Genomic DNA, 26946 nt, shown 5'->3' with positions numbered 1-26946 from the left:
CCACGGGTAGGGCTGACGGCCGTCGAATCCGGTATGAGCGGCATGGGCGATCCAGACGATGCACCCGATTCGCCCGGCTCAAGTACCCGGCCCGCCGGTCAGCGGGCGGTACGCCGCACGTAGTCGACCAGGTCCTTCTGCACCACGGCCCAGCTCAGGCCGAGCGACTCCGGCGCGGCCAGCGCCGCCTCCCGGCGCTGGTGCAGCACGTTCTTGAAGAACGCCATCGCCTTGGCGAACCCGAACCGGGCGATCAGCCGGTGCACCGCGAGGTACGCGACGCCGTAGCGCGCGGCCACCTCCCCGGCCGGGGTGTCGTCGCCCGGCGCGATGAGCGCGAGGTCGCGTTCCCACTTCTTCACGAACTTGCGCACCTCGCCCAGCGCCCCGTGGCTGGTCGGCTTCGCCCCGTTCATCGCGGCCTCCTCGGCCAGGCCCTCGACCAGCCACCAGGCGCCGTAGCCACCCGACGAGCCGGCCAGCGACGAGGCATGCGTCAGCTCGTGCCGCATCATGTCGCCCATCCCGGCCTGCAGGAGGTAGTCCCCGTTGAGGACGAGTTCGTAGCGGTCCGCGGTCACCGAGAAGGCGTAGCCGCCGGCCCAGTCCGGCAGCTTGCCGCCGTACCAGCGCTCCCACTCGCGGCTGTCGGCGTAGTACACCGGGTAGCGGACGGGGGCGGTGCCGACGGCATAGCGGTCGGCGACCTTCGCGGCGCTCTCCGCCTCCCGGAGCAGAGTGGGCAGCTGCCGGGCGTAGACGGGGGTTGTCGCGACCACCGTGCGGGCACCGGCGAGCGCTACCAGCTCGTCGGTCTGCCAGGGTGCGCCACCGTCCTTCTCGCCCGGCTCCCAGTGGACCAGCACAGCCCGGCCGTCCTCGATGCGCCAGCGCATGACCGAGGGCGCCCGCGCCTCGGCGCACGTCGGGACGACGAAGCACGGGGTGCTGCTCAGCCGCACCGTCCACTCGTCGCCGGTGGGGCTCGGCTGGTATCCGCGGTCGCTCCACGCCGCGACCTGCATCGCGCGCAGCGAGCGGAACTGGACCCGCAGCCCGTCCAGGGCACTGGTCGCGGTCGGCTCGACCACCGACAGGTAGCTGCGCTCGTCCCCGCCGAGCAGGGCCTTGTGCTGCACGGCCAGCGCCGCGTCGATGCGCTCCTTGGCCCAGGCCTGGCGCACGCTCACCGGGTCACCGGGCCGCGGGCTGGGGGCGGTGCCGGGCGTCGTGCCGTCGCCGGCGGCGGCGAGCTGGTCCAGCACCGGCGGGACCAGCACGACCGCGAGTCCGCCCGCGGCGGCGCAGGCCAGCGTCAGGCCGGTGGCGACCAGCGCGATCACCCGTCCCCAGCGGCGGCGCGGCCGGTGCAGCAGCGCCGGGTCCGGCCACAGCGTGGGGTACGGGTACGGCACGCCCGGAACGGGCTGCTGAGCACCGGAGCCGGGGTACGGCTGCGGTACGCCCGAAACCGGCAGCGCACCGGAGTCGGGGTACGGCTGCGGCGCATCCGGGACGGGCGGGGGTTCCGGGGCGGGAGCGGGCGGGAGCGAGGACCCGTCAGCAGAGGGGGCGGCGTCCTCGGCGTTCACGGACGAGGACGCTACCCATCGGCGCGGCCGAGATGATCAGCCGGACGGTCACTTCTTCGAGATCAGTGCCCGGCCGAAGAAGGCGAGGTTGGCGGGGCGCTCGGCGAGACGGCGCATCAGGTAGCCGTACCACTCGGTGCCGTAGGGCACGTAGACGCGCACCGTGTGCCCGGCCCTGGCCAGGCGGGTCTGCTCCTCGGGGCGGATGCCGTAGAGCATCTGGAACTCGAACTCGTCCGGCGCGCGGTCGAACCAGCGGGCCCGGTCCTGGGCGATGGCGATCAGGCGCGGGTCGTGGGTGGCCAGCATCGGGTAGCCCTCGCCCGCCATCAGGATGTTCATGCACCGCACGTACGACTTGTCCACCTCGAGCGGGGCCTGGTAGGCCACGTGCTCGGGCTCCTTGTAGGCGCCCTTGCACAGCCGCACCCGGGACCCGGCGGTGGCCAGCTCCCGGCAGTCGCCCTCGGTCCGGCGCAGGTACGCCTGCAGCACCGCGCCCGTGCCCGGGTGGTCGCGGCGCAGCCGGGACAGGATGTCCAAGGTCGAGTCGGTGGTGGTGTGATCCTCCATGTCCAGGGTGACCGTGGTGCCCAGCGCCGCGGCGGCCTCGCAGATCTCGCGGGCGTTCTTCTCCGCGAGCTGCTCGTCGAAGGCCTGGCCGAGCGCGGACAGCTTGAGGCTGACCTCGGCGGTCGCCACCGTCACGGCATCGCCGCCGCCGATCTTGGGCGTGGTGAGCCCGGCCCGGCCCAGCCCGGCCAGCAGCTCCAGGTACGCCTCCTTGGTGGCGTTGGCCTGGTCCGCGGTGAGGGTATCCTCGCCCAGGTTGTCCAGGGTGATGCAGAGTCCGGCGTCCGCGAGCTGCCTGGTGGTGGCGAGCGCCTCGCCGGTTCCGGAGCCGGCGACGAAACGCTTGACGACGTCACGGCTGATCGGGGCGGTCTCTACGAGCCGTTCCACCTTCTGGGATCGGGCGGCGGCGAGGATCACGGAGCGAAGCATGAGGGCAGCGTAACGCCTGTGTGCCGGGGGACTCAGGGGACTCCTGCCCGCTGTATACAAGAACACGCCTCGATATCTCGGTGAATGGGGGGTTGTATGCGTCGGCTACAAACTTCAGCTGTGAACTCCAACCCGCTCCGATCCCCCGCCGTGATCATCGGTGGGGTCGTACTGCTCGTCGCCGGCCTGGCCTGTGCCCTGGACGACGATGACGACGACTGCTCGGGACAGCCCCAACCGCAGCAGACCGTCTTCGCCGCCGGAAGCTCCGGCATCCGGCTCTCCGAACCCCCGGCCCCGACCGTGGCCCTGCCCGACTCGGGCGGCTTCGGCACCCACCTCGCCTCCTGCGGCGGCTGATCGCACGTGCAGCGGCACCAGGTCGAACCCCGCCCGGACTGGCGTGAGACGGTCCGGGCGCAGGGCATGCTCTACGCCGACACCAAGCTCGACGACGGCGCGACCACCCCGTACTGGGACGAGTCGGCCTGCTACTCGTTCACCCTGGACGAGGTGCTGCGCCTGGAGGAGGCGACCGAGGAGCTGCACCGGATGTCGATCGCGGCCGCCCGGCACGTGGTCGAGCAGGACCGGTGGGCCGAATTCGGCATCCCGGCCTGGGCCGTGCCCGAGGTGCGCCGGGTGTGGCGGGAGCAGCCGCCGACCCTGTACGGCCGGTTCGACCTCTGGTACGACGGCAGCGGCCCGCCGAAGATGCTGGAGTACAACGCGGACACGCCGACCTCGCTGCTGGAGGCGTCGATCATCCAGTGGTTCTGGCTCACCGACACCCGGCCGGACCTGGACCAGTGGAACAGCCTGCACGAACGCCTCATCGCCGCCTGGCGCAAACTCGGCCCGCAGTTCGCCGCGGGCCCGGTGCACTTCGCGTGGTCGAACCTCGAGGAGACGTTCGAGGACCTGATGACCGTCGGCTACCTGGCCGACACCGCGCACCAGGCCGGGCTGGACGTGCGGGTCACCCCGATGCTCGACATCGCCTGGGACGGCCGGCGCTTCCGGGACAGCGGCGGCGACCCGATCAGCACGATCTTCAAGCTGTACCCCTGGGAGTGGATGGTCGCCGAGCCGTACGGGCGGCTCGCGCTGGACCCGGGCACCCCGACCACCTGGATCGAGCCGGCCTGGAAGCTGCTGCTGTCGAACAAGGCGCTGCTGGCCGTGCTCTGGGAGCTCCACCCCGGTCACGAGCTGCTGCTGCCGGCATACCTGGACGGGCCACGGGACATGGCCGAGTACGTGGCCAAGCCGCTGCTCGGCCGCGAGGGGGCCAATGTGCGGATCGTCACTGCGGCAGGTGAGCAGGTCACCGACGGTATCTACGACACCGGCGGCCACTGCTTCCAGGAGTTCCGCGCGTTGCCGTCGTTCCAGGGCAACCACGTGGTGCTGGGTTCGTGGATCGTCGATGGCGAGTCGGCCGGCCTGGGACTACGCGAAAGCACCAGCCTGATCACCGACGGTCACGCCCGCTTCATACCCCACTATGTTGACACCCCACGCACGCCTTAGGTGCACTACCTTTGTCGGGTGAACTTCGATGCGTACGCCCGAACGGCTGTTGATCTTGTCAACGCGCCGCTGGACGACCTGAGCCAGCTCCGCGCTGTCCTGCCGGGGCCGGACTGGATGTGCGAGGACGCCACCGAACGTGACCTGCAGGTGTTCCGCAAGGCACAGCGGCGCCTGCGCGAGGTGTTCGAGCACGGTGCCCACGGCCGCGAACACGAGGCCGTCGAAGAGCTCAACTCGATGCTCGAAGCCCATCCGGTGCATCCCCGCATCTCCGGTCATGAGTCCGGGAACTGGCACATCCACGTCACCAGCCGCGGCTCCGCAGTCAGCGCGGAATACCTCGCCGGCGCCGTCTGGGGCCTGTCCGTGTGGCTCTGCGAGTACGGCAGCGCCCGCTTCGGTGTCTGCGCCGACGACCGCTGCGGCAACGTCTACCTCGACACCTCGTCCAACAACTGCCGCCGCTTCTGCTCCGAACGCTGCGCCACCCGCTCGCACGTGGCGGCCCACCGCGCCCGCAAGAAGGCCGCGGTCACCGAGCTGGCCCACACCAAGGCCCAGCTCAAGCCGGCCGTCCCCCAGCAGGCCAGCCTGACCTCCGTCGGCTGACGCCCCTCCAACCACCGCGGGCCGCTCCCCCACGGGGAGCGGCCCGCGCCACGTCAGACCGAAGGAAGGGCACCTTCTTATCGGTTTTCGTAGAGGAAGGGCACCTTCCAAACCGCCGGAGGCGGTTGGCTACGAGCGGGTGGGAGCCACGCCCGCGGCGAGGTGGGTACGCGCGAACGCCAGCGCCTCGGCCAGGTCGGCCTCCCGGGCGGCGCGGCTGCCGGCCTTGCGGGTGGCCACCTCCATCGCCACCGACCCGGTGAAGCCTCGCTGCTCCAGCCCCGCCAGCAGGCGCGCGCACGGCTGCGTGCCGCGGCCGGGCACCAGATGCTCGTCCCGGCCCTCGCCGGTGCCGTCGCCCAGGTGGACATGGGCCAGCCCGGCACCCATCGTGTCGGCCATCTCCAGGGCGTCGGAACGCGATGCCGCGCAGTGCGACAGATCCAGGGTGTAGGAGTCGTAGCCGGCCTCCGTCGGGTCCCAGCCCGGGTGGTACGGCACGACCTGGCGGCGGCCCATGCGGACCGGGTACATGTTCTCCACCGCGATGCGCACCCCGGTGTGCCGGTGCGCCAGCTTCGACACCGTGTCGGCGAACCCGCGGGCGTAGTCGCGCTGCCAGCTGAACGGCGGGTGCACCACGACCGTGGGCGCGCTCAGGGTGTCGGCCAGGATCACCGCGCGACGCAGCCGCTCCTTCGGGTCGCTGCTCCAGACCCGCTGGGTGACCAGCAGGCAGGGCGCGTGGATCGACAGCACCGGCACGCCGTAGTGCTGGGACAGCCCACGCAGCGCACCGGCGTCCTGGCTCACCGCGTCGGTCCACACCATGACCTCGACCCCGTCGTAACCCAGTGAGGCCGCCAGCTCGAACGCTGCGGCGGTGGGTTCGGGAAAAACGGACGAGCTGGACAGGAGCACGGGAACGGACACGTTGTCCAGAATAGCCCTGGTCATCCCGCCGAGAGCTGATCCAGGCGCGTCAGGATGACGCCCTCGCGCAGTGCCCAGGGGCAGATGCGCAGCTCATCGACGCCCAGACGGCGCATTGCGGCCTCCGCCACAACGGCACCGGCGAGCAGTTGGTGGGCGCGGCTCGCACTCACTCCGTCCAGTTCGGCCAGACCCGCCGACGGAATCCGCTGGATGAAGCCGCGCACCTGGTGCAGGCCCTGCAGGGTGAGCACGCGCGGTGCCCACAGCCCGTCGCCGCTGGGCGCGGCGCCGGCCAGCCGGGCCAGCGAGCGGAACGTCTTCGAGGTCGCCGCGGCGATCTCCCAGCCCTTCAGCCCGTCCAGCTCCCGGTGCATCAGCTGCTCGTCCACGTAGGACTGGAGCGCGGCCAGCTCGGCCGCGCCCGGCGGGTCGGCCTTCAGCCAGCGCCGGGTCAGCCGGCCCGCGCCCAGCGGCAGGGACACCGCCACCGTGGGCTCCTCGTCGATGCCGGCCGCGATCTCCAGCGAGCCGCCGCCGATGTCGAGCACCAGCAGCCGGCCCGCCGACCAGCCGAACCACCGGCGCACCGCGAGGAAGGTCATCCGGGCCTCGTCCTCGCCGGAGAGCACCCGCAGCTCGACCCCGGTCTCCTCGTAAACCCGGCGCAGCACCTGGGCCGAGTTGGTGGCGTCGCGGACCGCGGAGGTCGCGAACGCCATCAGCTCCTCCGCGCCCTGCTGCTGGGCCGCGGTCTTGGCCTGCTCGCATGCCTTCACCAGCGCGTCCGCCCCGGCGATGGTCAGCTCGCCGGCCTCGCCGAGCTGCTCGGCCAACCGCAACCGCTCCTTCTGGGAGTGCGTCGGCCACGGATGCGCACCCCGGTGCGCATTGACCACCAGGAGATGAACTGTATTAGATCCGACATCGAGGACACCAAGCCGCATGCGCCTACGTTATCGGTGCCCGACACCGCCGTAGGCTGGGATCGTGGAGCATGAGGGCGAGACTTCGCTGGACTTCCCGCGGGAGTGGATCGAGTTCGCCGACCCGGCGGATCCGGCCCACCTGATCCGCGCCGACCTGACCTGGCTGCTGTCGCGCTGGACCTGCGTGTTCGGCAGCGCCTGCCGGGGCATCATCGCCGGCCGGGAGGAGGAGGGCTGCTGCTCGCACGGCGCCTTCTTCACCGACGCCGACGACGTCAGACGGGTCAAGGCCGCGGTCAAGCGCCTGGACAAGACGACCTGGCAGCATCACGTACGCGGCTTCGAGAAGTGGACCGAGCTGGACGAGCTGCACGATGAGAAACCCGCCCGGCGCACCGCGATCCAGCACGGCCCCGACGGCGAGGAGGGCCCCTGCGTCTTCCTCAACGACGCGGACTTCCCGGGTGGGGGCGGCTGCGCGCTGCACGCCCAGGCGCTGCGCGACGGGGTGCACCCGCTGACCTACAAGCCCGACGTGTGCTGGCAGCTGCCGATCCGCCGGGACCAGCAGTGGGTCAAACGCCCCGACGACACCAAGATTTTGGTATCGGTCATCGGCGAGTTCGACCGGCGCGGCTGGGGTGCGGGCGGGCACGAGCTGCACTGGTGGTGCACCTCGTCGCCGGACGCGCACGTCGGCGCCGAACCGATGTACGTCAGCTACGGCCCCGAGCTCACGGCGCTGGTCGGCGAGCAGGCTTATGCCCGGCTGGCCGAGATGTGCGCCGAGCGCGACAAGCGCGGGCTGGTCGCCGAGCACCCCGCCACGGTCGAGGCGCGCCGGCGCACGCCGCTCAAACTCATTGCCCGCCCAGCTAACCTCGATTCATAGCGACGGGACGCGAAGCACGAGCATCCGCGATGCCGCCGACGAGCGATGCGAGGAGCAGGCATGAGCGAGGATCAGGTCCGCGGGCGGCAGGCCCCCGCCCAGCCCGCGGTCGACGACGAGGAGCGCCTCGCCGCGCTCGACGACCTCGACGAGATCGAGCCCGGCCCGGAGGGCTTCGCCGCCGCCGTGGACGAGATCATCGGCGCGCACACCGACCTGCTCGCCCGGCTCGCCCAGTGAGCGAGGTCTACGTCCCGACGTACGCCGACGTGCTGGCGATCGCCGACCGGCTTGGGGTGGCGGTGCGCGACCCGGGGCTGGTCGAGTCGGCGGTGGCCCGCCCGCGTAGCACCGCGTTCGGCGCGGACGCCTACCCGGATCTGTGGACCAAGGCGGCGGCCCTGCTCCAGTCGCTGACCCGGAACCATGCGTTCGTGGACGGCAACAAGCGCATCGGCTGGATCACGGCTACTGCCTTCCTGACCGTGAACGGCGCGGTGAGCCGTCGCCGGCTCGCGGCCCTGGACCAGAACTCCGCATACGACCTGGTCATCGCCGTGTGCACGGGCGAGCTGCGGGACATCGAGGAGATCGCGCAGGCGCTGCGCGCGCTCTACTGACCCCCCACGCCCCCGCCACCCGCGTTAGTCCGTGCAGTTTCGGGGAAACTGGCGTCATCGGTCGCCCGATTGCTGCAGTCTCCCCGAAACTGCAGCACCTACATCGGGCCGTCGACCGGGGGCAGCTTCCGCTGTGTGTAGCCGTTCGGGACCTCGGCCTGCAGCGGGGCCAGCGACTCGGCGGTGCGGGGCAGCCACTCGAAGTCCATCCGGTTGCGCGCGTCGCCTTCGGGCGTGCGCTTGACCGTCTCCCGGCGGACGGCGCGGTAGGTCTCCGCGTCCACCCACAGTTCGTCGGTGCCGTCCTCGAACTCGAAGCGCAGGTGCAGCACGGCCCGGCCGTCCAGCTCGACGGGTCCGACCAGGGTGTAGCCGTCGCCGCGCTTCAGCGCCGCCCGCAGCTCGTCGGGGGTGGCGCCCGCCGGGCCCGTCGGCTGGACGCCGTTCAGCGGCCGTTCGAGGCGCAGGAAGCTCCGGTCGTCGTGGAACACCTGGGTCATGGCGAGCTTGCCGTCGCGTACCACCTGCCAGAGGTCCTGCTTCACGGCCCCGCCGGGTGCCGCCAGGTGGATGATGCGCGAGTCGCCGGTCTGCTGGTCGAACCACCACTCGCCGTGCTCCACGGTGCCCCGGAAGGTGACGGACGAGGTGATGTGCTGCACGTCGTCGACGTCCAGCGCCGCGACGGCCCGCTCCGACACCTGCGCCACGGTCAGCAACTGCGGCGCAGGCTGCGCACCGGTGTCCACGGGCGGCGCGGCGGGTGTGCCGCCCAGCGCCGTCAGCGCCACCGCCACCACCGCCGCCAGGCCGAACACGCCGGTGCCGACCGCCCGGCCCGCGGTGCGCCGACGGTTGCGGCGGGCCGCCCGGTCCAGTAGGTCCGCACTCGGCCGCAGGTCGGCGGTGTGCTCCCGCATCCCCGCCGCCAGCTCGTCTTCGAGTCCGATGTTCATGATGATGCTCCGATCCGCAGTGGGGATTCGTCGAGAGCCCAGACGGCCGTGATCTCACGCAGCCGGGCCAGGCCGCGCGAGGTGCTGGATTTCACGGTGCCCACCGAGCAGCCGAGCACCGCTGCGGCCTCGGCTTCGCTCAGCTGCTCCCAGTAGCGCAGCACCAGCACGGCCCGCTGCCGGGGCGGCAGTTGGGCCAGCGCCTGCACCAGCGCGTGGCGCAGCGCGAGCCGGTCCGTGCCGTCCGGGTGCGCGGGCGGCTCGACCGTCGCGACCACCTCCCGCCGCCGCAGCCGCAGCCGCCAGCTGTCCACGGCCAGGTGGTACATGGTCCGGCGCAGGTAACCCTCGGGGTCGCCGTCGATGCGGCGCCAGGCCCGCATCATCCGCTCCAGGGCTGCCTGGAGCAGGTCCTCGCCGGCGGTGCGCCCGCCGCTGAGCAGTGTCGCCGTGGCCAGCAGGGCCGGGCCGCGTTTCGCGACCAGGTCCGCCAGCCCGGCGTACGCGTCTCGTGACCGCACAGGCTCTCCTCTCGTCGCCCACCAAGGACGACCCGGTACGCCTGAAGGTTGACTCCCCCGCACAGAAAGAAGCTCCGCCCGTGGCACCGGGCGGAGCTGCTCAGGTCGGCGGTCGCCGGTCTACGGCTCGAACTTGTAGCCCAGGCCGCGGACGGTGACCAGGTAACGCGGCGTGGAGGGCTCCGGCTCGATCTTCGAGCGCAGCCGCTTCACGTGCACGTCCAGGGTCTTGGTGTCGCCGACGTAGTCGGCGCCCCACACCCGGTCGATGAGCTGGCCGCGGGTCAGCACCCGGCCCGCGTTGCGCAGCAGCAGCTCGAGCAGCTCGAACTCCTTCAGCGGCAGCTGCACCGGGGCGCCGTCGACCGTGACCACGTGCCGTTCCACGTCCATGCGCACCGGGCCGGCGGCCAGCGTGCCGCCCGCCACCTCGACCACGTCGGTGGTCTGCCGGCGCAGCACCGCCCGGATGCGGGCGACCAGCTCACGCGGGGAGTACGGCTTGGTCACGTAATCGTCGGCCCCGATCTCCAGGCCGACCACCTTGTCGATCTCGCTGTCCCGCGCGGTGACCATGATGATCGGCACGTGTGAGCGCTGACGCAGCTGGCGGCAGACCTCGGTGCCGGACATCTCCGGCAGCATGAGGTCCAGCAGCACGATGTCCGCGCCGGTGCGGTCGAACTCGGTGAGCGCGGCGGTGCCGGTGGCCGCGACGGACACCTCGAAACCTTCCTTGCGCAGCATGTACGACAGCGCGTCCGAGAACGACTCCTCGTCCTCGACGACCAGTACGCGGGACATCACGCCCACCTTTCGCAGTTGCCGGTCAGCCGGTCTGTGCCGGTCGTACGGGGTTCGCAGCCGCCGCGGGGGTCGCGTCCTCGGCTGCGAGGTTCACGGCGTCGGCCGCGTGGTTCAAGTCTGCCGGGGCGGAGCCGTCGGCCGGGGTCGGGCGCTGGGGCGCAGGGGTCTCGACGCCGGGCACCGGCGACGTTTCGATCTCAAAGGAGGCAGGTAGCGGAAGCATCGCCTCCGGAGGGCGGGCAGGTAACCGGAGGGTGAACGTCGAGCCTCCACCCAGGCGGCTGCGCACGTCGACCCGGCCCCCGTGGTTGGTCGCGATGTGCTTGACGATGGCCAGGCCCAGCCCGGTGCCGCCGGTCGCGCGCGAACGCGCCTGGTCGGCCCGGTAGAAGCGCTCGAACACCCGGTCCAGATCACCCGGCCCGATGCCGATGCCCTGGTCCGACACGCTGATGTCGACCCGGTCGCCCTCGGCCAGCGCGCTGACCACGACCGCCGAGTGCTCGTGCGAGTACGCCACCGCGTTCTCGACCAGGTTGCCCAGCGCCGTGGCGAACTGGTTGTCGTTGCCGTACACGGTCAGTCCACGGGTGCCGACGACGACCAGCTCGATGTGCTTGGCGGCGGCGTTGGTGCGGGCGCGGTCCAGCGCCTCGGCCACCACCCCGTCGACCATGACCGGCTCGGGGTCGGGCAGCCGCTCCGCGCCCTGCAGCCGGGAAAGCTCCAGCAGCTCCGACACCAGCCGGCCGAGCCGCGTGCTCTCCCGCTGGATCCGCTCGGCGAAACGCCGGCTCGCCGCCACGTCCTCGGCCGCCTGGGCCGCCGCGGCCTCCGGGTCGGCCGGTTGCTCGACCGGCGGCTCGGTGGCGTCCAGCAGCGCCTCGGCCAGCAGCTGCAGCGCACCGATCGGGGTCTTCAGCTCGTGGCTCACGTTCGCCACGAAGTCACGGCGCACCCGCTCCACCCGGTGCGCGTCGGTGACGTCGGCCGCCTCCACGCACACCAGGCCGCCACCCACCGCCACCGCGCGCAGGTGCACACCGAGCGGCTGCGACTCGCCCAGCTCCCGGCCGCGCGGCAGGTCCAGTTCCACCTCCCGCGGCACGCCGGTGTGGCGCACCTGCCCGGCGAGCGTACGCAGGATCGGGTGGGCGGCGATCGTGCCCGGCACGGCGCTGGCCCGCAGCATGCCCATGGCCCGGGCCGCCCGGTTGGCCAGGACCACCTGGTCGGTGCCGTCGAGCAGCACCACCCCCACCCGCAGCGCGTCCAGGCTCTTGCGGCCCAGGCCCGCCAGCGGATCGCCGGCCGGGGGCGCGCCCAGCCCGGAGGGGCCCAGCGTGTTCACGGCGGTCGCCGTGCGCCGGTGCGCCAGGTAGCGGGCCAGCAGCAGACCCGCCGTGAGACCCAGCACGATGCCGACGGCGATCGCCAGCATGAGCGTGCCGCCGTCCAGGGGCGCTGCCAGTACCTTCACGTTGCGATCGTAGGTCAGATCATTCGAACAACGTTTCAGTACAAATCAGCTGTAAGCTGGCTATATACGGCATTGGTTGCACAGTGTTCACCGTGGCGCCCGCTCCCGTTCACCGGCGTTCATCTTCCGGCCGCGCACGCCACCTACCGTGAGCGGGACCCGACCCCCATCGTTACTGGAAGTGATCAATGCGCGAGGAGTTCCGTGCCGACCTGCTCGAGGTCGGCCGCCTGCTGGTCTCCATGGCCGAGGCGGTCCGCACCGCGATGAGCGCGGCAACCACCGCCCTGCTCAGCGCCGACAAGGAGGGCGCCGAGCGCGTCGTCGCCCGTGACGAGGAGATCAACGCCCTGTTCCGCGCGGTCGAGGAGAAGGTGCTCCGGCTGCTCGCGCAGCAGGCTCCCGTCGCCTCCGACCTGCGCATGGTGATCACGTCACTGCACATCGGCACCGACCTGGAGCGCATGGGCGACCTCGCCGAACACGTCGCCAAGTCGGCGCTGCGCCGCCACCCGGCGGTCTGCGTGCCCGCCGAGCTCACCGGGGTCTTCGGCCAGATGGCCAACATCGCGGACCGCATCGCCGGCAAGATCACGCTGGTGCTCGCGTCCCGCGACATCGAGCGCGCCGCCGAGCTGGAGCGCGACGACGACGCCATGGACGAGCTGGAGAAGGCGCTGTTCGAGAAGCTGCTCAACACCGAGTGGACGCACGGCGTCGAAGCCGCCGTCGACGCCGCCCTGCTGGCCCGCTTCTACGAGCGTTACGCCGACCACGCCGTCAACGCCGGCCGCCACGTCATCTACCTGGTGACCGGCGAGTCCTGACCCAAAACCGTCCCTCGGGCGTCCCCCGCCCCGAACCCGCCTTACGTAGACGTTGGCCTATCTCATCGAATTTGATCGCCGAATTTTCGATGAGATAGGCCAACGTTTATGTAAATCACGACACGCCGACGTTCCACAGATCCGCTGGACGTCCAGACGGGCGGTGAGGTCGCCGACGGCGGCTGGTCAGGCGCGTCGCGAGCGGTGGGACATCATCTGAGCCACCTCCGCGCGCACGGCGTCGGGCTCGCGCAGCAGCCGCGCGCCGGTGAACCGCACGACGGTGAAGCCCAGCGCGGTGAGTGCCGCATCCCGCCGGAGATCACGCTCCCGGTCCCGGGGCGAGGAGTGGTACGCCGCTCCGTCCAGTTCGATGTCGAGTCCCGTCTCCTCGTCGAGGATGTCCAGGAAGACGGCGCGTTCGCCCACCATGATCTTCACTTGTCGACGCAGGCGCGCGAATGCCCGCCCTCGGAACACCCGGTCGTAGCCCCACAGCTCGAGTGGACTGTGGCAGCCTGCCGCCAGCCGTTCCAGCAGCTGCACCAGGTGGCGGCGGCCGGCCAGGCGCGGCGCCCGTTCCATCTCCTCGAGGAGCCTGCCCGGCGTGGTCAACCGGTTCGAGACGGCCGTGATCGCCGGTGCGCGCTTGGCGTCGCCGTCGAGCAGCGGCCAGCTGTCCACGACCGCCGCCTCCAGCCGGGTGACCGGAATCCCGGCCCGCATGACGGCCTGCGGCGGCTCAGGAGTGAAGTCCTCCCGGCGGTGAACCCGGACACCGGGTGCACCACGCAGGTGACGGGAGTCCCCGGTGAGCAGATGAATCCATGAGTCGTCCGGCACCGGCAGTCCCCACACACGCAAGGCGGACAGGTGGCTCACCGCCACCGGCGGGCCCGCGTACGACAGCGCGGCCCGCAACACGGTGTCCCAGTCGCCCAAAACCTCCGGCAGCAGGAACGTCCGCGGCAACGGCCGGGCCACAAGGCCGGCCTGGACCGCGTACGCGAGCACGTGCTCGGCGACGGCACTCGTCACGGCGGCCCGGTCGGCCAGGCCGTCCCGAGCCAGCATCACTTCACGCAGAGCCGGTTGCATTCCGGCAGAGTCGACGATCGTCGGACCCGGGTCCACCGGCCCTCGGCCACCTGTGGACGACACGCGCGTTATCCACAGCGCCCCGCCCCGTCCTCCATACACGTTGGCCTATCTCATCGAAAATTCGGCGATCAAATTCGATGAGATAGGCCAACGTCTACGTAAAAGCGGGGCGGGAGGCCGGGCGGGGGCGAGCGCGCGCGGCGCGACGGGGGGCGAGCTGGTGTTACTTGAGCGTCGCGCCGGTCAGGCCGGACTGGACCTGGCGGTGGAAGCCCAGGTACACGGCGAGGATCGGCAGCATGGCGATGGTCATGCCGGCGAACAGCCGCGCGAAGTCGGTCTCGTAGCGGGCGTTCGTCGCCAGCTCCAGCAGGCCCTGGGTGAGCATCTTCTTGTCGGAGTCCTTCATCAGCACGGTCGGCAGGAGGAACTGGTTCCACTGGCCGATCACGTTGAAGATGCCGATGCTGATCAGGCCGGGCTTCGCCATCGGCATCATGACCTGGAAGAACAGCCGCACATGCCCGGCTCCGTCGACCGACGCCGCCTCCGCGATGGTGGTGGGCAGCGTGCGGAAGAAGGCGTGCAGGAAGAAGACGGTGAACGGCATCGAGTACGCCACGTACACCAGGATCAGGCCCAGGTGGGTGTTCAGGCCGATGACCTCTTCCAGGCCCAGCCACTTCGACATGTCCTGGACCAGCAGGAACAGCGGCAGGATGCCGAGGTAGATGGGCAGGGTCAGGCCCGCGACGAAGGTCCAGTAGATGGCCCGGTTGCCCCGGAAGGGGTAGCGGGCCAGCACGTAGGCCGCCATCGCACCGAACAGCATGGTCAGCGTCACGCTGCCCAGCAGCACGATCATCGTGTTCAGGAAGAACTCGCCGATGTTGCCCTTGGTCCAGGCCCGGCCGAAGGCGCCGAAGAGCCACTGCTCGGGCAGGCCGAGCGGGTCGTGGATGATCTCGTCGTCGGTCTTGAACGACTGGATCACCGCCCACAGCAGCGGAATGGTCACCAGCAGGCCCCATACCGCGAGGAAGATGTGGGCGGAGGCGTTGGCGAGGTACCCCTCACGCTGCTTGACGGGCGCGGGCGCGGGGCCGCTGGGCGCGGCCGCGACGGGGGCGTCTGCGGTGGCGGTGCTAGCCATCTCGTATACCTCTCAGAACTCGAGCTTGTCGCGGCTGCGGGTGAGCCGGAACTGCGCACCGGCCAGCAGCATCGTCAGCAGGGCGATGGACATGCCCATCGCGCAGGCGAACGCGAAGCCGTCGTAGCGGCTGCTGCGGAATGCGCTGGTGAGCATCCACGAGCTCATGACCTCGCTGGCGTTGTTCGGGCCGCCACCGCCGGCTCCCGGGGTGAGGCCGATGACCAGCGCGTAGAAGTCGAGTGCGGCGATGCCGAGGTAGATCCAGGCGACGGAGACGTGCTCGCGCAGCAGCGGCAGCGTCACGCGGAAGAAGGTCTGCACGCGGCTGGCGCCGTCGAGCGTGGCGGCCTCGTAGATGTCCTTCGGGATCGACTGCATCGCCGCCGAGAAGAGCACCAGGTAGAAGCCCACCCCGCCCCAGATCGCCACGCCGATCAGGCAGATCAGCACGACGGGCGCGTCGAGGGTGAAGTCGCCGAGGTGGATCGCGGGGATCACCGAGTCGGACTCGGCGAGGAACAGCAGCGGCTTGTCCTCCTCGACCAGACCCAGCGCCATCAGCGCAGAGTTGATCATGCCGCCGTCGTTGCTCTGGAACACGCGGCGCCAGATGACCGCGACGATGGCGATCGACAGCACCTGCGGGAAGAAGAAGATGAACTTGTACACCGACGAGCCGCGCACGCCGCGGATGCCCGCCTTGTCGCCCCGGCCGCCGACGTTGAGCATGAAGGCGAAGAAGAGCGCCAGCAGGATCGTGACGATGGGGTACACCGTCAGCACGACCACGTTGTGGCCGATGGCGCGCAGGTAGACCTCGTCCTTGAGGAGTTCCAGGTAGTTGCCGAGGCCGACGAACCCGTACTCCGGACTGAATCCGTTGAAGTCGGTCACCGAGAAGTACGCCGTACGCGCGTATGGGATGAGGACGTACACCACGTAGAGCAGGATCGGGGCGAAGAGGAATCCTGCAATGAAGGGCGCTCTGCCGTTCCGCATGATCAAGTTCCTTTGCTGACAGCAACGAGGGGAACGGGCGGGTTGCCGGGGCAGCCACAGACCGGGTGTGCCGCGTTCCGCAGGGGTGGGGCCGGCTGGGCCGGCCCCACCCGTGACCGGGAGACCCGATCGTCGGACGATCAGGCGGTGCGCTTCTGCTTGACGATCTTCTCGTCCTTGGCCACCTCGTCGGCGACCTTCTGCGCGGCCGCCATGAAGGCCGCCGGCGTGGACTTTCCGGCCAGCAGGTCCGTGGCAGCGGCGCCCACGGCCGTCACCATCGGGGCGTACCAGCCCTCGTAGCGCCAGCTGATGACCTCGGGCGCGGCCGCGGCCACCTTCGAGGCGGAGGTGAGGGCGTTGGAGATGGTCAGGCCGTCCGCGGCGCCCTTGACGACCGGCAGCGACTTGGTGAGCTCGGCGAACTTGCGCGACTGCTCCTTGCCCAGCATCATGCGCAGGAACTCGAGGCCGCCGGCGGGGTTCTTGCCCTTGCTCGGCACGATGAAGCCCTCGCCCGGGAACGCGTGCACGGCGCCGTACTTGCTCTTGTCCGAAGCGGAGATGTTCCACGGCGGAGCCACGGCCAGCTTGACCCCGGCGGGCAGGGTCTTGGCCATCTCGCCCTCGAGCCACGAGCCGCACCAGATGAACAGGGCCTTGCCGTCGAGCACGGCCTGCTGCGTGGTGGTGTGGTCGAGACCGGCGGCGCCGGCCTGGACCCAGCCCTTGGCGGCCATCTCGGCGAGGCGCTCGGCGGTCACCTTGACCGCGTCCTGCTTCCACGCGTTCGGCTCGAGGTTGTCGATCTTCATCATGGCGTCGAGGCCGCCGGCCATCCAGATGAACTCGTTCACCACGTTGAACAGGTACCAGGGGTGGATGCCCTGGAACGTGAAGGCCGCGATCTTGTCCTGCTTGGCCTTCTCCGCCAGCGCCGTGAACTCGTCCCAGTTCTTCGGCACGGTGTAGCCCTTGGTGGCGAACAGCGCCTCGTCGTACCACATGCCGTAGATCGAGTAGGCGTAGTTCAGCGTGTACATCTTGCCGCTGAACAGGCCCGACTCGACCGTACCGGCGACCAGGGTGTCCTTGACCTTGACCTTGGGGTCGTCGTAGCTGGGCGCGTCGAGCAGCTCGGTGAGGTCGCGCAGCTGGCCGCCCTGGATGACCGGGCCGACCGGGATGGTCTCCGGGGACGAGTTGTTGAGCAGGTCCGGCGGGTTGCCGCCGTAGAAGCGCGGCTGGTAGTCGGTGAGGATCAGCTTCGAGAACTTCAGTTCGACCTTGCTGCCCGGCCACTTGGCCTCGTAGGCGGCGGCGTCGGCCTTGGCGTAGTCCTCGCCGAAGCCGCCGTTGAAGAACGCGACCTCCAGCGGCTGCTTGTCACCGACGCCGAACGGGTTGGCCTCGGTCTTCTCGCCGGTGGTGCTGCCTTCGCCGTCCTCGCTGGAGCACGCGGCCAGAGCGCTGATGGCGGGGGCGGCGAGCAGACCAGCGGCAGCGGCCCGGCGCAACACGGTGCGGCGGTTCAGCTCCGACGGGCTGTCGGGGGTTACGGTCATGACAATCTCCTCGTACGAGATATCGCGGCGCGTCGGGCCCATCCGGCGCGTCGCTGCACTTCGATCTGGTGTTGCGCTTCCCCGGGGGCTCCGGGAAACGTCACGCCGCGGGGCGTGACCAGATGCCGCAGCGGTGCGTCGCTTGACGTCGCCGCGTCTACCGGCGCAGATGCGCCGGAGTCGGTGGCACGGCCGGAAGCCGTGCGGGTGGATACCGCGGTGCGGATGCACATCGCTCACACCACCTCCCGGAGGCGGTGTCCGGCGACCGCCTGGGCGGTGCGCTGGAACGCCGCGTGCGCACGCTCGTGGGTGCGCTGCGCGACGGCGATGTACAGCAGGTCGAGCACGACCAGCTGCGGGTGGCGGGCCGAGAGCGAGTCCGGCCGGAACGTGGTGGCCTGCGTCGCCGTGGTCAGCACGACGTCGGCGACGTCGGCCAGCGGCGAGCGCGGGAAACTGGTGAGCGCGACCGTGGTCGCGCCGCGGCTGCCGGCCTCGGCGACCATCTCGATGGTCTCCCGGGTCTGGCCGGAGTGCGAGATGCCCAGCGCGACGTCGCCCGCGCTGAGCAGCGCGGCGCTGGCCAGTCCGTTGTGCACGTCGGGCCAGGACCAGGCGGCGATGCCGATGCGGTGCAGGGAGAACTGCATCTCCGCGCCGACCAGGGCGGAACCGGAGGCGCCGTAGATGTCGACGCGCTCGGCCGCGGCGATGGCGTCGGCGGCGCGCTCGACCTCGACCAGGTCGGTCATCGCGGCGGTGTCCTGCATGGCCCGGGTGTCGGCCGCCATGATCTGGCCGAGTACGCGCTCCAGCGGGTCGCCCGGCTCGATCTCGCGGCCGATGTCGACGAGCCAGCCCGCGGAGCGGGCGGCGCGGCCGGTCTCACCCGCGATGGCCAGCCGGAGGTCGGCGTATCCCTCGAAGCCGACCGCGCGGCAGAACCGCGTGATGGTGGCGGGCGAGGTGTGCGAACGCTCGGCGAGCTCCACGATGGTCGCCCGCGCGGCGCCGGCCGGGTCGGTCAGCACCTGCTCGGCGACGCGCCGGAGCGCGCCGGTGAACTCCGGGAGCTTGGCGCGCAAACGGGCGAGCACGCTGTCCGTGCCTGCCGTCGAGTACGCGCCTCGTTCCACGTTCGTCAACCTCTTTTAGGAAGGAGTGTTAACTGTATGTGGAAAGAATTCTTACTTAATTTGGCGCTGTGTCAACAGTCACGTCGGCCGTTTTCAAACCGTTACTTTGCGACATCCTTCGATGGGATGAGGGCCTGATCGGCTATTCGGTGGAGTCGATGTCACCCGATTATCACGACACTGCGGCTCACGCCGACGGTGCGGCGCGATCCCTTGCCGATCAGGCGAAAGCGGGCTCGACCGTCGCTTGTGGGGCGATCTCCACCGCGCGGATCTGCGCGGCCCGAGCCTCGCGCCGACGGGCCGTCCACAGGTGACCCGCCGCGCCCAGTAGGCCCAGTGCGCCGCACGCGAGCCAGTGCCACGGGCCGATCTGCTGCAGGCTCCAGCCGCCCAGCGACGGCGCGACGAAGCCCGCCGCCGGGAACACGAGGAAGAAGACGCCCTGGTAGCGACCGCGCAGAGCGGTCGGGGCCAGCTCGGCGATGATCGAGGCGTTCGGCGGCGCGGCCAGCATCTGGCCCACCGTCCACACCGCCGCCGCGGCCACGTACACCCACAGCCGGTCGGCCAGGAACACCGTGCTGTAGCCGAGCGCGAGCAGCACGAACGCCGCCGCCAGCACGACCCCGTGGCGGCGCGCGCCGATCAGCCGCGGCACGAACAGCTGCCCCACCACGATCATCGCCCCGCCCAGCGAGACGACCAGCCCGTACGCGGACGGGCGCAGCCCGTCACCCTCCATCGCCAGCTGCAGGATCGACTGCCCCTGCACGGTCAGCAGCGCCAGCACGAACGTCAGCCCGACGAAGGTGAGGAACACCCGGTCCCGCAGCACCACGCCCAGCCCGCCCCGCTCACCGGAGCGGTCTGCGGCAGGCGTCCGGCCGAGCGGGAACCGCCGCATCCCGCCGCCCGCCGACGCCGCGATCGCCGGGCCGTCCGCGCCGGGCACCGGCTTCGCGATCACGGGCCGTCGGCGCTGCAACGTCTCCGGCACCAGGCGCCAGACCAGCAGCGCGGTCAGCGCGGTCATGCCGGCGTCGATGAGGAACAGGGCGAGGAAGCTGAACTCGGCGATCACACCGGCCAGCGCCGCGGCGATCGCGCTGCCCATGTTGAACGCCCAGAACTGCAGGTTGAAGGCGCGCGAGCGGTCGGCCTCGGGCAGCACGTCGACGATGGCGGCGACCGTGGCCGGGCCGGGCAGCGAGTGCGCCAGGCCCACCGCGGCGGCCAGCGCGGCGATCAGCCAGATCGGACGGGCCAGGCCCAGCCCGACCATCAGCATCGCCGCGGTGCCGGTGCCCGCGAGGTATGTCGCCTTACGCCCCCAGCGGTCGGCCAGCACCCCGCCGAGCAGGGTGCCGCCCGCGCCACCGGCCCCGTACGCGCCGACCACGAGCCCGGCCACCGCGACCGACGCGCCGCGCGCCGTGGTCAGGTAGATCGGCAGCAGCAGCATGCCGAACGCGCCCACGCGGTTGACGAGCATCGCCGAGAAGAGCATCCAGAAGGTACGCGGCAGCCCGGCCACCGACTCCCGAACGAACCGCATACCCACCCTCACACAGCCTGCAGCGCCTGTGCCCGCCGCTCGCGGGCCGGACCCGCCCAGAGCTGGCCGGCCGCCGCGACGATAGCGATCACACCGCAGCCCAGCCACAGTGCCTCGTCGCCGAGGTGCTGCTGCACGTACCCGCCCAGCACGGGTGCGGCGAATCCGGCCACCGACCAGGACAACGACATCACCCCCTGGTAACGACCCCGCATGGCGGCCGGCGACAGCGCCGCGGTCAGCGTGGAACTCGACGGCGAGTTCAGCATCTCGCCCACCGTCCAGATCAGCACGGTCATCGCGTAGAACGCGGCCGAATCGGCGAACGCGGTCAGCGCGAAGCCGAGCCCGATGATCAGTGCCGCGACGGCGAGCACGTGCGAGCGCTCGTACGAGCGGATCAGCTTGGGGATGAACAGCTGCCCGGCCACGATGAGCACCCCGTTGAGCGCGATGACCAGGCCGTACTGTTGCGCCGAAATGCCGTCGCCGGTCATCGCGATGGGCAGCGTGGACAAATGCTGCATGAAGACGAACGAGATCAGCACGTTCAGCGCGACGAAGCCGAGGAAGACGCGGTCGCGCAGCACCACGCCGATGCCGACCCGCGCGACCGGCCCGTGCGGCGCGACGGCGGGCCGCTCCCGCTGCGGCTCGCGCACCTTGAGCAGGATGAACAGGAACGGCGCGAGCGCCGTGCCCGCGTTCACCAGGAAGATCAGCTTCGGGTCGGCGGCTGCGGCCAGCCCCGCCAGCGTCGCGGCGACCGCGAAGCCCACGTTGACGGCCCAGTAGTTGAGCGTGAACGCGCGCAGCCGGTCCTTCGCCGGCACCACGTCCACCATCATCGCCTGGAAGGCCGGCCGTGCTGCCTCGCCGACCAGGCCGAACAGGAAGGTCAGCGGCGCGATCATCCAGAAGCCCTGGGCGAAGGCCAGCGACACCAGCAGCAGCACGCCGCCGAGGTGCGCGACGAGCAGGGTGATCCGCCGCCCCACCCGGTCCGCGGCCACGCCGCCGGCCAGGGTGCCGATCGCGCCGCCCGCCGCCCACAGGCCGAGCACCAGCCCGGACCGGGTCGGCGAGAAGCCCTGCACGGTGGTCAGGTAGATCGTCAGGTAGACGATGACGAAGCCGCCCGCGCGGTTGATCAGCGACCCGGTCCACAGGTACCAGTACGTCGCGGGCAGCCCGCCGGTCGTCTCCGCGAACCAGCGCCGTACGCCGCTCCGGTCACCCGGCCCGGGTCCGGCCGGGCCGGGCAGGCCCGCTTCAGGCCCGGCCGAGCCGGTCGCGACCAGGACTGATTCGGCCGAGCCGGGGGCCGGGCGGGGAGTCTCAAGCCGCGACGGGGGCAAGGTCCGCTCCTTCCACGACCGGCTTGGGCGCGGTCAGGGCGCGGGCTCGGCGCTCGCGGACCGGCCCGCTGAGCAGCTGACCGACCGCGACGACGATGCCGAGCAGGGCCAGCACCAGCCACAGCGTGGCGGGCGGGGCGTACTGGAGCAGCGCGCCGCCGGCCACCGGGGCGACGAAGTTGGCGGCGGTGAAGCCCATCGAGGCGACACCCTGGTAGCGCCCTCGCATCGCGGGCTGGGACAGGTCGGCGATCAGCGTGCCGTTGACCGGTGCGTTCAGCATCTCGCCCGCGGTCCACACCACGACGGTCAGCATCAGCATGGGCACCGTGCCGGCGATCGCGGTCGCGCCCATGCCGAAGCCGACGAGCAGCGCCGACAGCGCCAGCACCCGGCTGCGGTTGCGTCCCGCCAGCAGCTTGGGCACGAACAGCTGGAAGGCAACGATCATGATGCCGTTGACGGCGATGACCGTGCCGTAGTCGGCCGCGTCCATGCCCCGCTGGTGCATCGCGATCGGGATCAGCTTGCAGGACTCGATGATGATCCACAAACCGAGGTTGAGCAGCACGAACGTCATGAAGACCCGGTCGCGCAGCACCACGGCGATGCTGCCCTCGACCGGCACGCGCACGGCCGCGGACCGCGCCGGAGCGGCGGAGCCTCCCGTGCCGGGCAGGACGTCCCTGACCGGCTGGGTCTCCGGCACCCGCCAGAACACGATCGCCGCCATGACCAGCTGTGCTGCCGCGTTGAGCAGGAACACGGTCAGGTGCGGGGTGCGCGCCAGCACACCGGCCAGCACCGCGGCGCACGAGAAGCCCAGGTTGATGGCCCAGTAGTTGAGGTTCATGCCGCGCATGCGCATGCTCGGGCCGAGCACGTCGACCATGGTCGCGGAGAAGGCGGGGCGGCCCAGTCCGTTCCAGAAGCCGTACACCGCGGCCAGCAGCGCGACCGCGACCGGCTCGAACACGAAACCGAGCACCACGGCCGTCGCCGCGAGCGCGACGTTGGACAGCAGCAGCGAGGAGCGGCGGCCCCAGCGATCGGCCAGCACCCCGCCGGCCAGCGAGCCCAGCGCCATGCCGCCGCCGAACAACCCGAGGACCAGACCGGCGAAGGTCGGCGAGAAGCCGTACTCGACCACCATGTGGATCTCGAGATACAGCATCACGAACGCACCGGTACGGTTGATCAAGGTGCCGGTCCACAGATACCAGAAGATCTTCGGCAGTCCGCCCGCCGTCTGCGCCAACCAGCCCCGCACACGCACCCCTGTAATGCTCGTAACCCATCTGGTGCCTTACAACCTAGGCCGCCGGTACGACGAAAGTCACCTCGGATTTCACGTGGTGGTCGTCACGTGGGGCTGGTCACAGGGCCTTGACGTCCATCAGAGAGGATGTCGGCATGGTTGGAACACTGGTGCTGCTGCGGCACGGCTACAGCGAATGGAACGCCAAGAACCTCTTCACCGGCTGGGTCGACGTCGACCTGAACGCCCAGGGCGAGGCGGAGGCGCGCCGCGGCGGCGAGCTGCTCAAGGAACACGGACTGCTGCCCGACGTGGTGCACACCAGCGTGCTGCGGCGCGCCATCCGTACCTCCGAGATCGCGCTCGACACGGCGGACCGGTCCTGGATCCCGGTGTCGCGCAGCTGGCGGCTCAACGAGCGCCACTACGGCGCACTGCAGGGCAAGGACAAGAAGCAGACCCTCGACACGTACGGCGAGGAGCAGTTCATGCTCTGGCGCCGCTCGTACGACACCCCGCCGCCGCCGATCGCCGACGACGACGAGTTCTCGCAGGTGGGCGACGCTCGCTACGCACTGCTGCCGGACGAGTTGAAGCCGCGCACGGAGTGCCTGAAGGACGTCGTGGGCCGGATGCTGCCGTACTGGTACGACGCGATCATCCCGGACCTGCGCACGGGCCGCACGGTGCTCGTGGTCGCCCACGGCAACTCGCTGCGTGCCCTGGTCAAGCACCTGGACGGCATCTCCGACGAGGCGATCGCCGCCCTGAACATCCCGACCGGCATCCCGCTGCGCTACGACCTCGACGAAAACCTGCGCCCCGTCACCAAGGGCGGCACCTACCTCGACCCCGCCGCGGCCGCCGAAGCCGCCGCCGCCGTCGCCAACCAGGGCCGCTGACCCTGCTTGATCGTCGAACTTGCCTGGCACCTGGGCGTATCCGAGTTCAAGATACGCACAGGTGCCAGGCAAGTCGGGCGATCTTGGGCGGCCCGGTGCCGGGCGCGACAGGCTGGACATGCCGGTGGCCGGCGGCGACGCTCACCCCCGTTAGCGTCGCCGGCCGGCCGACCGGTCTCAGGTGGCGGCCGTCCCCCAACGGCGTGGTGCCACCCATCCCCCGGCGCATCCACTCGGCGCCACAACCGATAAATGATCGGCTGGGCCATCCCCCGGGTTTCATCGAGCGATGCGCTTGAGAGAGACGCTACGCCGCTGGTCAAGTGGCCGTCCAGTCATTTGCGAATCTCATTCGTAACACTTGGTAACCGGAACCTCTACGGTGAGCTACCGTCTCCCAGCTTCTTGATCAACTCGATCCGGGTGCGCACCCCGAGCTTGCGATAGATGCTGGCCAGGTGGGTCTCCACGGTCCGCTCGCCGAGCACCAGCCCGCTCGCGATCTCCTTGGCGGGCGCTCCGCGCAGGGCCCAGACCAGCACCTCACGCTCCCGCGAGGTCAGCCCGCCCGGCCCCGCATCCAGGCCCGACCAGCCCCGCAGCGCCCGATCGGCCACCTCGGCCGCGGCCGGGTCGACGAGCTGCCCGGCGGCCAGCGCCCGGTCGGCCGCCGCCGGATCCGGTCGGCCGCGCAGGGCGGCCAGTTCGGCCGCAGCCCGCAGCGCGTACCAGCGCACCAGTGCCGTGGGACGGCCCTCACCGAGCGCCGCCGCCCGGGCCAGCAGCGCCGCGGCGCGGACCCGGTCACCGTGCCGGAGCGCGTCGGCCGCCGCCAGGTCGTACGCCCTGGCCTGCAGCTCGGCGTCGTTCAGCGCGGCGGCCTCGCGCACCACCTCATCAAGGCGGCCGCCCACGGCCAGCAGCGCCTCCGCCACCGCCCGCGGATCTCCGGCGGCGCGGGCCAGATCCAGCGCCCGCTCGGCCAGCTCGGCCTGCCCCAGCTCGCCGGCGAGGCGTGCCATGAGCCGCGCCGCCGCCGAATGCTGCTCCGGCGGCAGGCCCACGGCCGGCAGCGCCGCGCAGGCGTCCCGCAGCGCGGCCACCCGCACCGGATCCGGCGGCACCACGGCCGCACCCTGCCGGACCTCGGCGCCCTCGGACGAACCCGCCCCCGATCCCACCGGCGCAGCCCCGGAAGACACACCCGCGCTCGCGGACGAGCCCGTCACCGCCGTCGCCCCAGCCAGCGCACCGGCGCTCGAACGCGGACCCAGCCCCAGCGCGGCCGCGGCGATCAGACCCAGATCGCCCGCACGCAGCCCCAGCCGCAGCGCGCCGGTCAGCGACGCCCGGCCCGCCTCCCGCGCTGCCGCGCTTCCTGCCCCGCGTAGCCGGGCCGTGCCGGAGGCCGCCAACAGCCGACCGGCCTGCGGCGGCGTCCATCCCGCCCGACCGGCGAACAGCGCGGCCTGCGCGAAGTAACCGGCGGCCAGGTCGTAGGCACCCTCCTCGTCGGCGGCGGCGGCAGCGGTGGCCGACGCGGCGACGGCGGCGTCCAGCCGGGCGGGTCCGCCCAGCGCCGCCGCTTCGGCGGTGTGGTGCGCCAGCTCCGGCAGGGTCGCCGCCCGCGTCCCGCCGAGCGCGCCCAGCCGGGTCAGCACCCCGGCGACCCGCTCGTGCAGCGCCGCACGGGAGCGCGCGCCGAGCGTGTCGTAGCAGACCTCGCGGTCCAGCGCCCGCACGAAGCCGTACACCTGCGGGCCCTGCTCGCGGACCAGCCCGGCCGCGGCGGCGTCGTCCAACCCGCTCAGGACGTCCTGCCCGGGGCAGACGCCCTCCAGGATGGCCAGGTCGAACTCGCGTCCGATCACGGCCGCCGCGGTCACCGTCTCGCGCGCACCCGGCTCCAGCGAGCGCAGCGCCGCACGCACCGGCTCGGCCAGCTCCTCGGGCCAACGCAGCGGCAGCCGGTGGAGCCCGTCGCCGTCGCCGTCGACCTGGTCGGCGATCGCCGCCAACACTGTCGGGTCCGCGTCTGTACGCCGCAGCAACTGCTCCAGCAGGCGGGGCGCGACGGATCGGCCCGTACGCTCCCGCAGCAGCTCAGCGGCCTGTCGACGATCCACGACGCCTCCCCTCTCCGGGTCGGTACGCAGCACCCCCGGTGCAGAAGTTACGTACTCGCCGCGATGTGCGCAGTCCCCTAGCGGACCTAGCGTGAACTCACCTCGCAACACCCCCCGCACCAACGCCCCCGCACGAAGCCCTCCCATCGAAAGGGAGCCTCCGATGTCCCAGTTCCGCGATCTCATCGCCAGGATGGCGGTGGACCCGGAGTTCGCCCGGCACGCACGGGCCAATCCGGACGCCGTCGCCGCCCAGTACGGTCTCACCCCCGACGAGACCGACCAGTTGCGCGGCCTCGCCGACGCCTCGGCCGGTGCCGGACCCACCGCCCTGGGCGTACGCCTGTCCAAGTCCGGCATCGGCACCGGCGGCCTCGGCAGCCTGCTCACCCCCGCCGATCTGACCCCCGTCCTGCCGGAGCTGCCGGACGCGCCGGACGACGAGCCGACCGCTCCGCTGCCGCCCACCGAGCTCACTCCGGCCGACCTGGCGCCGATCCAGCTCACTCCCATTGATCTCACGCCGGACGCCGAGGAGGACCCGACGCCTCCGCCGCCACTCCCGCTGCCGGACGCCCTCCACCTGCCACCGGACCTCGAACTCATCCCGCTGGATCCGGACCCCGAGCCCGACCCGATCATCCCGCCGATCATCCAGCTCCCGCCGGACTTCAACTTCCCGGAGCTCGACCCCGACCCCGAGCCGGACCCGATCGTCCCGCCGATCATCCAGCTGCCGCCGGACTTCGGGCTGCCCCCGCTGACGCCCGAACCGGACCCGGGCCCGCCGATCCCGCCGCTCCATCTGCCGCCGGACCTCGACCTTTCGGATTTCCCGGAGCTCGAGCCCCTCCCGGACCCGCCGGGCCCGTGGATCCCCCCGATCCACCTGCCCCCGGACCTCGACCTGCACCCGGCCGAGCCCGCCGAACCGGCCGAGCCCGCCGAGCCCGCGGAGCCCGCAGAGCCCGCCGAACCGGCCGAGCCCGCGGAGCCCGCACCCGCGCCCGAGCCGGCCCCTGAGCCCGCTCCCGCGCCGCCGCCCGCACCGGCTCCCGCGCCGCCCGCACCGGCCCC

24 protein-coding genes and 2 pseudogenes are annotated in these 26946 nt (G+C 71.4%); 9 read left to right on the top strand and 17 right to left on the bottom strand.

Features of this window, described 5'->3' with window-relative positions; all coding sequences use genetic code 11:
• Positions 1 to 98 precede the first annotated feature (98 nt).
• On the bottom strand, positions 99 to 1592 hold the full coding sequence (locus FLL47_RS17685; RefSeq protein WP_144121656.1) for a hypothetical protein: 1494 nt from the start codon (positions 1590 to 1592) through the stop codon (positions 99 to 101).
• Positions 1593 to 1640: 48 nt separating this feature from the next.
• Positions 1641 to 2597, bottom strand: coding sequence for a proline dehydrogenase family protein (locus FLL47_RS17680; RefSeq protein WP_144121655.1), 957 nt, complete (start codon positions 2595 to 2597; stop codon positions 1641 to 1643).
• A gap of 120 nt (positions 2598 to 2717) precedes the next feature.
• Between FLL47_RS17680 and FLL47_RS17675 the strand changes: the two genes are divergently transcribed.
• From FLL47_RS17675 to FLL47_RS17665, 3 genes are read left to right on the top strand one after another with little or no spacing between them, the layout of a single operon-like run.
• Positions 2718 to 2957: a hypothetical protein gene (locus tag FLL47_RS17675; RefSeq protein ID WP_246158138.1), complete on the top strand. Its 240-nt coding sequence runs from the start codon at positions 2718 to 2720 to the stop codon at positions 2955 to 2957.
• A gap of 6 nt (positions 2958 to 2963) precedes the next feature.
• Complete coding sequence (locus FLL47_RS17670) at positions 2964 to 4130, top strand: glutathionylspermidine synthase family protein (protein WP_144121653.1); 1167 nt, start codon at positions 2964 to 2966, stop codon at positions 4128 to 4130.
• Positions 4131 to 4148: 18 nt separating this feature from the next.
• Positions 4149 to 4742, top strand: a complete 594-nt coding sequence (locus FLL47_RS17665; protein WP_144121652.1) for a CGNR zinc finger domain-containing protein — start codon at positions 4149 to 4151, stop codon at positions 4740 to 4742.
• 129 nt (positions 4743 to 4871) lie between these two features.
• Here FLL47_RS17665 and FLL47_RS17660 read toward each other — a convergent pair whose 3' ends face one another.
• Positions 4872 to 5699 carry a sugar phosphate isomerase/epimerase family protein gene (locus tag FLL47_RS17660; protein ID WP_144121651.1) on the bottom strand — a complete coding sequence of 276 codons (828 nt, stop codon included), beginning with the start codon at positions 5697 to 5699 and terminating at the stop codon, positions 4872 to 4874.
• Positions 5696 to 6622, bottom strand: a complete 927-nt coding sequence (locus FLL47_RS17655) for a Ppx/GppA phosphatase family protein (RefSeq protein WP_144121650.1) — start codon at positions 6620 to 6622, stop codon at positions 5696 to 5698. Before FLL47_RS17655 ends, FLL47_RS17660 begins: the two co-directional genes overlap by 4 nt.
• Before the next feature lie 43 nt (positions 6623 to 6665).
• On the opposite strand from FLL47_RS17655, the gene FLL47_RS17650 reads away from it, so the two are divergent.
• Genes FLL47_RS17650 through FLL47_RS44095 form a run of 3 tightly spaced genes read left to right on the top strand, consistent with a single transcriptional unit; the run spans position 6666 to position 8116 of the window.
• Complete coding sequence (locus FLL47_RS17650) at positions 6666 to 7496, top strand: DUF3109 family protein (RefSeq protein WP_246158134.1); 831 nt, start codon at positions 6666 to 6668, stop codon at positions 7494 to 7496.
• A gap of 60 nt (positions 7497 to 7556) precedes the next feature.
• Positions 7557 to 7736, top strand: coding sequence for a hypothetical protein (locus tag FLL47_RS44100; RefSeq protein ID WP_144121648.1), 180 nt, complete (start codon positions 7557 to 7559; stop codon positions 7734 to 7736).
• A complete protein-coding gene (locus tag FLL47_RS44095; protein WP_144121647.1) occupies positions 7733 to 8116 on the top strand; it encodes a type II toxin-antitoxin system death-on-curing family toxin in 384 nt (127 codons plus the stop codon). The genes FLL47_RS44100 and FLL47_RS44095 overlap by 4 nt, the downstream gene beginning before the upstream one ends.
• 98 nt (positions 8117 to 8214) lie before the next feature.
• Here FLL47_RS44095 and FLL47_RS17635 read toward each other — a convergent pair whose 3' ends face one another.
• From FLL47_RS17635 to FLL47_RS17620, 4 genes and pseudogenes are all read right to left on the bottom strand, one after another.
• Entirely contained in the window at positions 8215 to 9072 is an 858-nt protein-coding gene (locus tag FLL47_RS17635) for a hypothetical protein (protein WP_144121646.1), read from the bottom strand.
• Positions 9069 to 9593, bottom strand: a complete 525-nt coding sequence (locus tag FLL47_RS17630) for a SigE family RNA polymerase sigma factor (RefSeq protein ID WP_246158132.1) — start codon at positions 9591 to 9593, stop codon at positions 9069 to 9071. The genes FLL47_RS17635 and FLL47_RS17630 overlap by 4 nt, the downstream gene beginning before the upstream one ends.
• Before the next feature lie 120 nt (positions 9594 to 9713).
• On the bottom strand, positions 9714 to 10397 hold the full coding sequence (locus tag FLL47_RS17625) for a response regulator transcription factor (protein WP_120317276.1): 684 nt from the start codon (positions 10395 to 10397) through the stop codon (positions 9714 to 9716).
• 184 nt (positions 10398 to 10581) lie between these two features.
• Positions 10582 to 11841 (bottom strand): annotated as a pseudogene (locus tag FLL47_RS17620) (sensor histidine kinase); the annotation flags it as partial.
• A 227-nt stretch (positions 11842 to 12068) separates the two neighbouring features.
• Between FLL47_RS17620 and phoU the strand changes: the two are divergent.
• Positions 12069 to 12707, top strand: a complete 639-nt coding sequence (phoU, locus tag FLL47_RS17615; RefSeq protein WP_144121645.1) for a phosphate signaling complex protein PhoU — start codon at positions 12069 to 12071, stop codon at positions 12705 to 12707.
• A 186-nt stretch (positions 12708 to 12893) separates the two neighbouring features.
• Here the strand turns inward: phoU and FLL47_RS17610 are convergent, their stop codons facing one another.
• From FLL47_RS17610 to FLL47_RS17575, 8 genes are all read right to left on the bottom strand, one after another.
• The gene (locus FLL47_RS17610; RefSeq protein WP_144121644.1) at positions 12894 to 13805 is read right to left on the bottom strand and encodes a DUF559 domain-containing protein; all 912 of its coding nucleotides are present in this window, start codon (positions 13803 to 13805) and stop codon (positions 12894 to 12896) included.
• Positions 13806 to 14031: 226 nt separating this feature from the next.
• Positions 14032 to 14961 carry a carbohydrate ABC transporter permease gene (locus tag FLL47_RS17605; protein ID WP_144121643.1) on the bottom strand — a complete coding sequence of 310 codons (930 nt, stop codon included), beginning with the start codon at positions 14959 to 14961 and terminating at the stop codon, positions 14032 to 14034.
• A gap of 12 nt (positions 14962 to 14973) precedes the next feature.
• Positions 14974 to 15963: a carbohydrate ABC transporter permease gene (locus FLL47_RS17600; RefSeq protein ID WP_144121642.1), complete on the bottom strand. Its 990-nt coding sequence runs from the start codon at positions 15961 to 15963 to the stop codon at positions 14974 to 14976.
• Between the two features lie 140 nt (positions 15964 to 16103).
• Positions 16104 to 17528, bottom strand: a complete 1425-nt coding sequence (gene ngcE, locus FLL47_RS17595; RefSeq protein WP_186315784.1) for an N-acetylglucosamine/diacetylchitobiose ABC transporter substrate-binding protein — start codon at positions 17526 to 17528, stop codon at positions 16104 to 16106.
• A gap of 236 nt (positions 17529 to 17764) precedes the next feature.
• A complete protein-coding gene (locus FLL47_RS17590) occupies positions 17765 to 18667 on the bottom strand; it encodes a MurR/RpiR family transcriptional regulator (RefSeq protein ID WP_144121640.1) in 903 nt (300 codons plus the stop codon).
• A 220-nt stretch (positions 18668 to 18887) separates the two neighbouring features.
• On the bottom strand, positions 18888 to 20225 hold the full coding sequence (locus FLL47_RS17585) for an MFS transporter (RefSeq protein ID WP_246158130.1): 1338 nt from the start codon (positions 20223 to 20225) through the stop codon (positions 18888 to 18890).
• A gap of 8 nt (positions 20226 to 20233) precedes the next feature.
• Entirely contained in the window at positions 20234 to 21490 is a 1257-nt protein-coding gene (locus tag FLL47_RS17580; RefSeq protein WP_144122031.1) for an MDR family MFS transporter, read from the bottom strand.
• 73 nt (positions 21491 to 21563) lie between these two features.
• The gene (locus FLL47_RS17575; protein ID WP_144122030.1) at positions 21564 to 22853 is read right to left on the bottom strand and encodes an MDR family MFS transporter; all 1290 of its coding nucleotides are present in this window, start codon (positions 22851 to 22853) and stop codon (positions 21564 to 21566) included.
• A gap of 143 nt (positions 22854 to 22996) precedes the next feature.
• Here FLL47_RS17575 and FLL47_RS17570 point away from each other — a divergent pair, with 143 nt between their 5' ends.
• Positions 22997 to 23743 carry a phosphoglyceromutase gene (locus FLL47_RS17570; RefSeq protein ID WP_144121638.1) on the top strand — a complete coding sequence of 249 codons (747 nt, stop codon included), beginning with the start codon at positions 22997 to 22999 and terminating at the stop codon, positions 23741 to 23743.
• Positions 23744 to 24120: 377 nt separating this feature from the next.
• On the opposite strand, the gene FLL47_RS17565 is transcribed toward FLL47_RS17570, so the two are convergent.
• Positions 24121 to 25869, bottom strand: a complete 1749-nt coding sequence (locus tag FLL47_RS17565) for a helix-turn-helix transcriptional regulator (RefSeq protein WP_144121637.1) — start codon at positions 25867 to 25869, stop codon at positions 24121 to 24123.
• A gap of 163 nt (positions 25870 to 26032) precedes the next feature.
• Between FLL47_RS17565 and FLL47_RS17560 the strand changes: the two are divergent.
• A pseudogene (locus tag FLL47_RS17560) lies at positions 26033 to 26946 on the top strand (hypothetical protein); the annotation flags it as partial.

Source organism: Catellatospora sichuanensis, from assembly GCF_007483665.1.
Lineage (GTDB): Bacteria > Actinomycetota > Actinomycetes > Mycobacteriales > Micromonosporaceae > Catellatospora > Catellatospora sichuanensis.
Note: the sequence above shows the minus strand (reverse complement) of the source record. Positions and strands in the feature narration are given on the sequence as shown.

Bases quoted from the DNA above. Each gene is read 5' to 3' on its own strand.
- FLL47_RS17680 (WP_144121655.1), bottom strand. From the start codon at position 2,597: ATGCTTCGCTCCGTGATCCTCGCCGCCGCCCGATCCCAGAAGGTGGAA.
- FLL47_RS17660 (WP_144121651.1), bottom strand. From the start codon at position 5,699: ATGACCAGGGCTATTCTGGACAACGTGTCCGTTCCCGTGCTCCTGTCC.
- FLL47_RS17655 (WP_144121650.1), bottom strand. From the start codon at position 6,622: ATGCGGCTTGGTGTCCTCGATGTCGGATCTAATACAGTTCATCTCCTG.
- FLL47_RS44100 (WP_144121648.1), top strand. From the start codon at position 7,557: ATGAGCGAGGATCAGGTCCGCGGGCGGCAGGCCCCCGCCCAGCCCGCG.
- FLL47_RS17635 (WP_144121646.1), bottom strand. From the start codon at position 9,072: ATGAACATCGGACTCGAAGACGAGCTGGCGGCGGGGATGCGGGAGCAC.
- FLL47_RS17625 (WP_120317276.1), bottom strand. From the start codon at position 10,397: ATGTCCCGCGTACTGGTCGTCGAGGACGAGGAGTCGTTCTCGGACGCG.
- phoU (WP_144121645.1), top strand. From the start codon at position 12,069: ATGCGCGAGGAGTTCCGTGCCGACCTGCTCGAGGTCGGCCGCCTGCTG.
- FLL47_RS17610 (WP_144121644.1), bottom strand. From the start codon at position 13,805: ATGCAACCGGCTCTGCGTGAAGTGATGCTGGCTCGGGACGGCCTGGCC.
- FLL47_RS17605 (WP_144121643.1), bottom strand. From the start codon at position 14,961: ATGGCTAGCACCGCCACCGCAGACGCCCCCGTCGCGGCCGCGCCCAGC.
- FLL47_RS17600 (WP_144121642.1), bottom strand. From the start codon at position 15,963: ATGCGGAACGGCAGAGCGCCCTTCATTGCAGGATTCCTCTTCGCCCCG.
- ngcE (WP_186315784.1), bottom strand. From the start codon at position 17,528: ATGACCGTAACCCCCGACAGCCCGTCGGAGCTGAACCGCCGCACCGTG.
- FLL47_RS17585 (WP_246158130.1), bottom strand. From the start codon at position 20,225: ATGCGGTTCGTTCGGGAGTCGGTGGCCGGGCTGCCGCGTACCTTCTGG.
- FLL47_RS17570 (WP_144121638.1), top strand. From the start codon at position 22,997: ATGGTTGGAACACTGGTGCTGCTGCGGCACGGCTACAGCGAATGGAAC.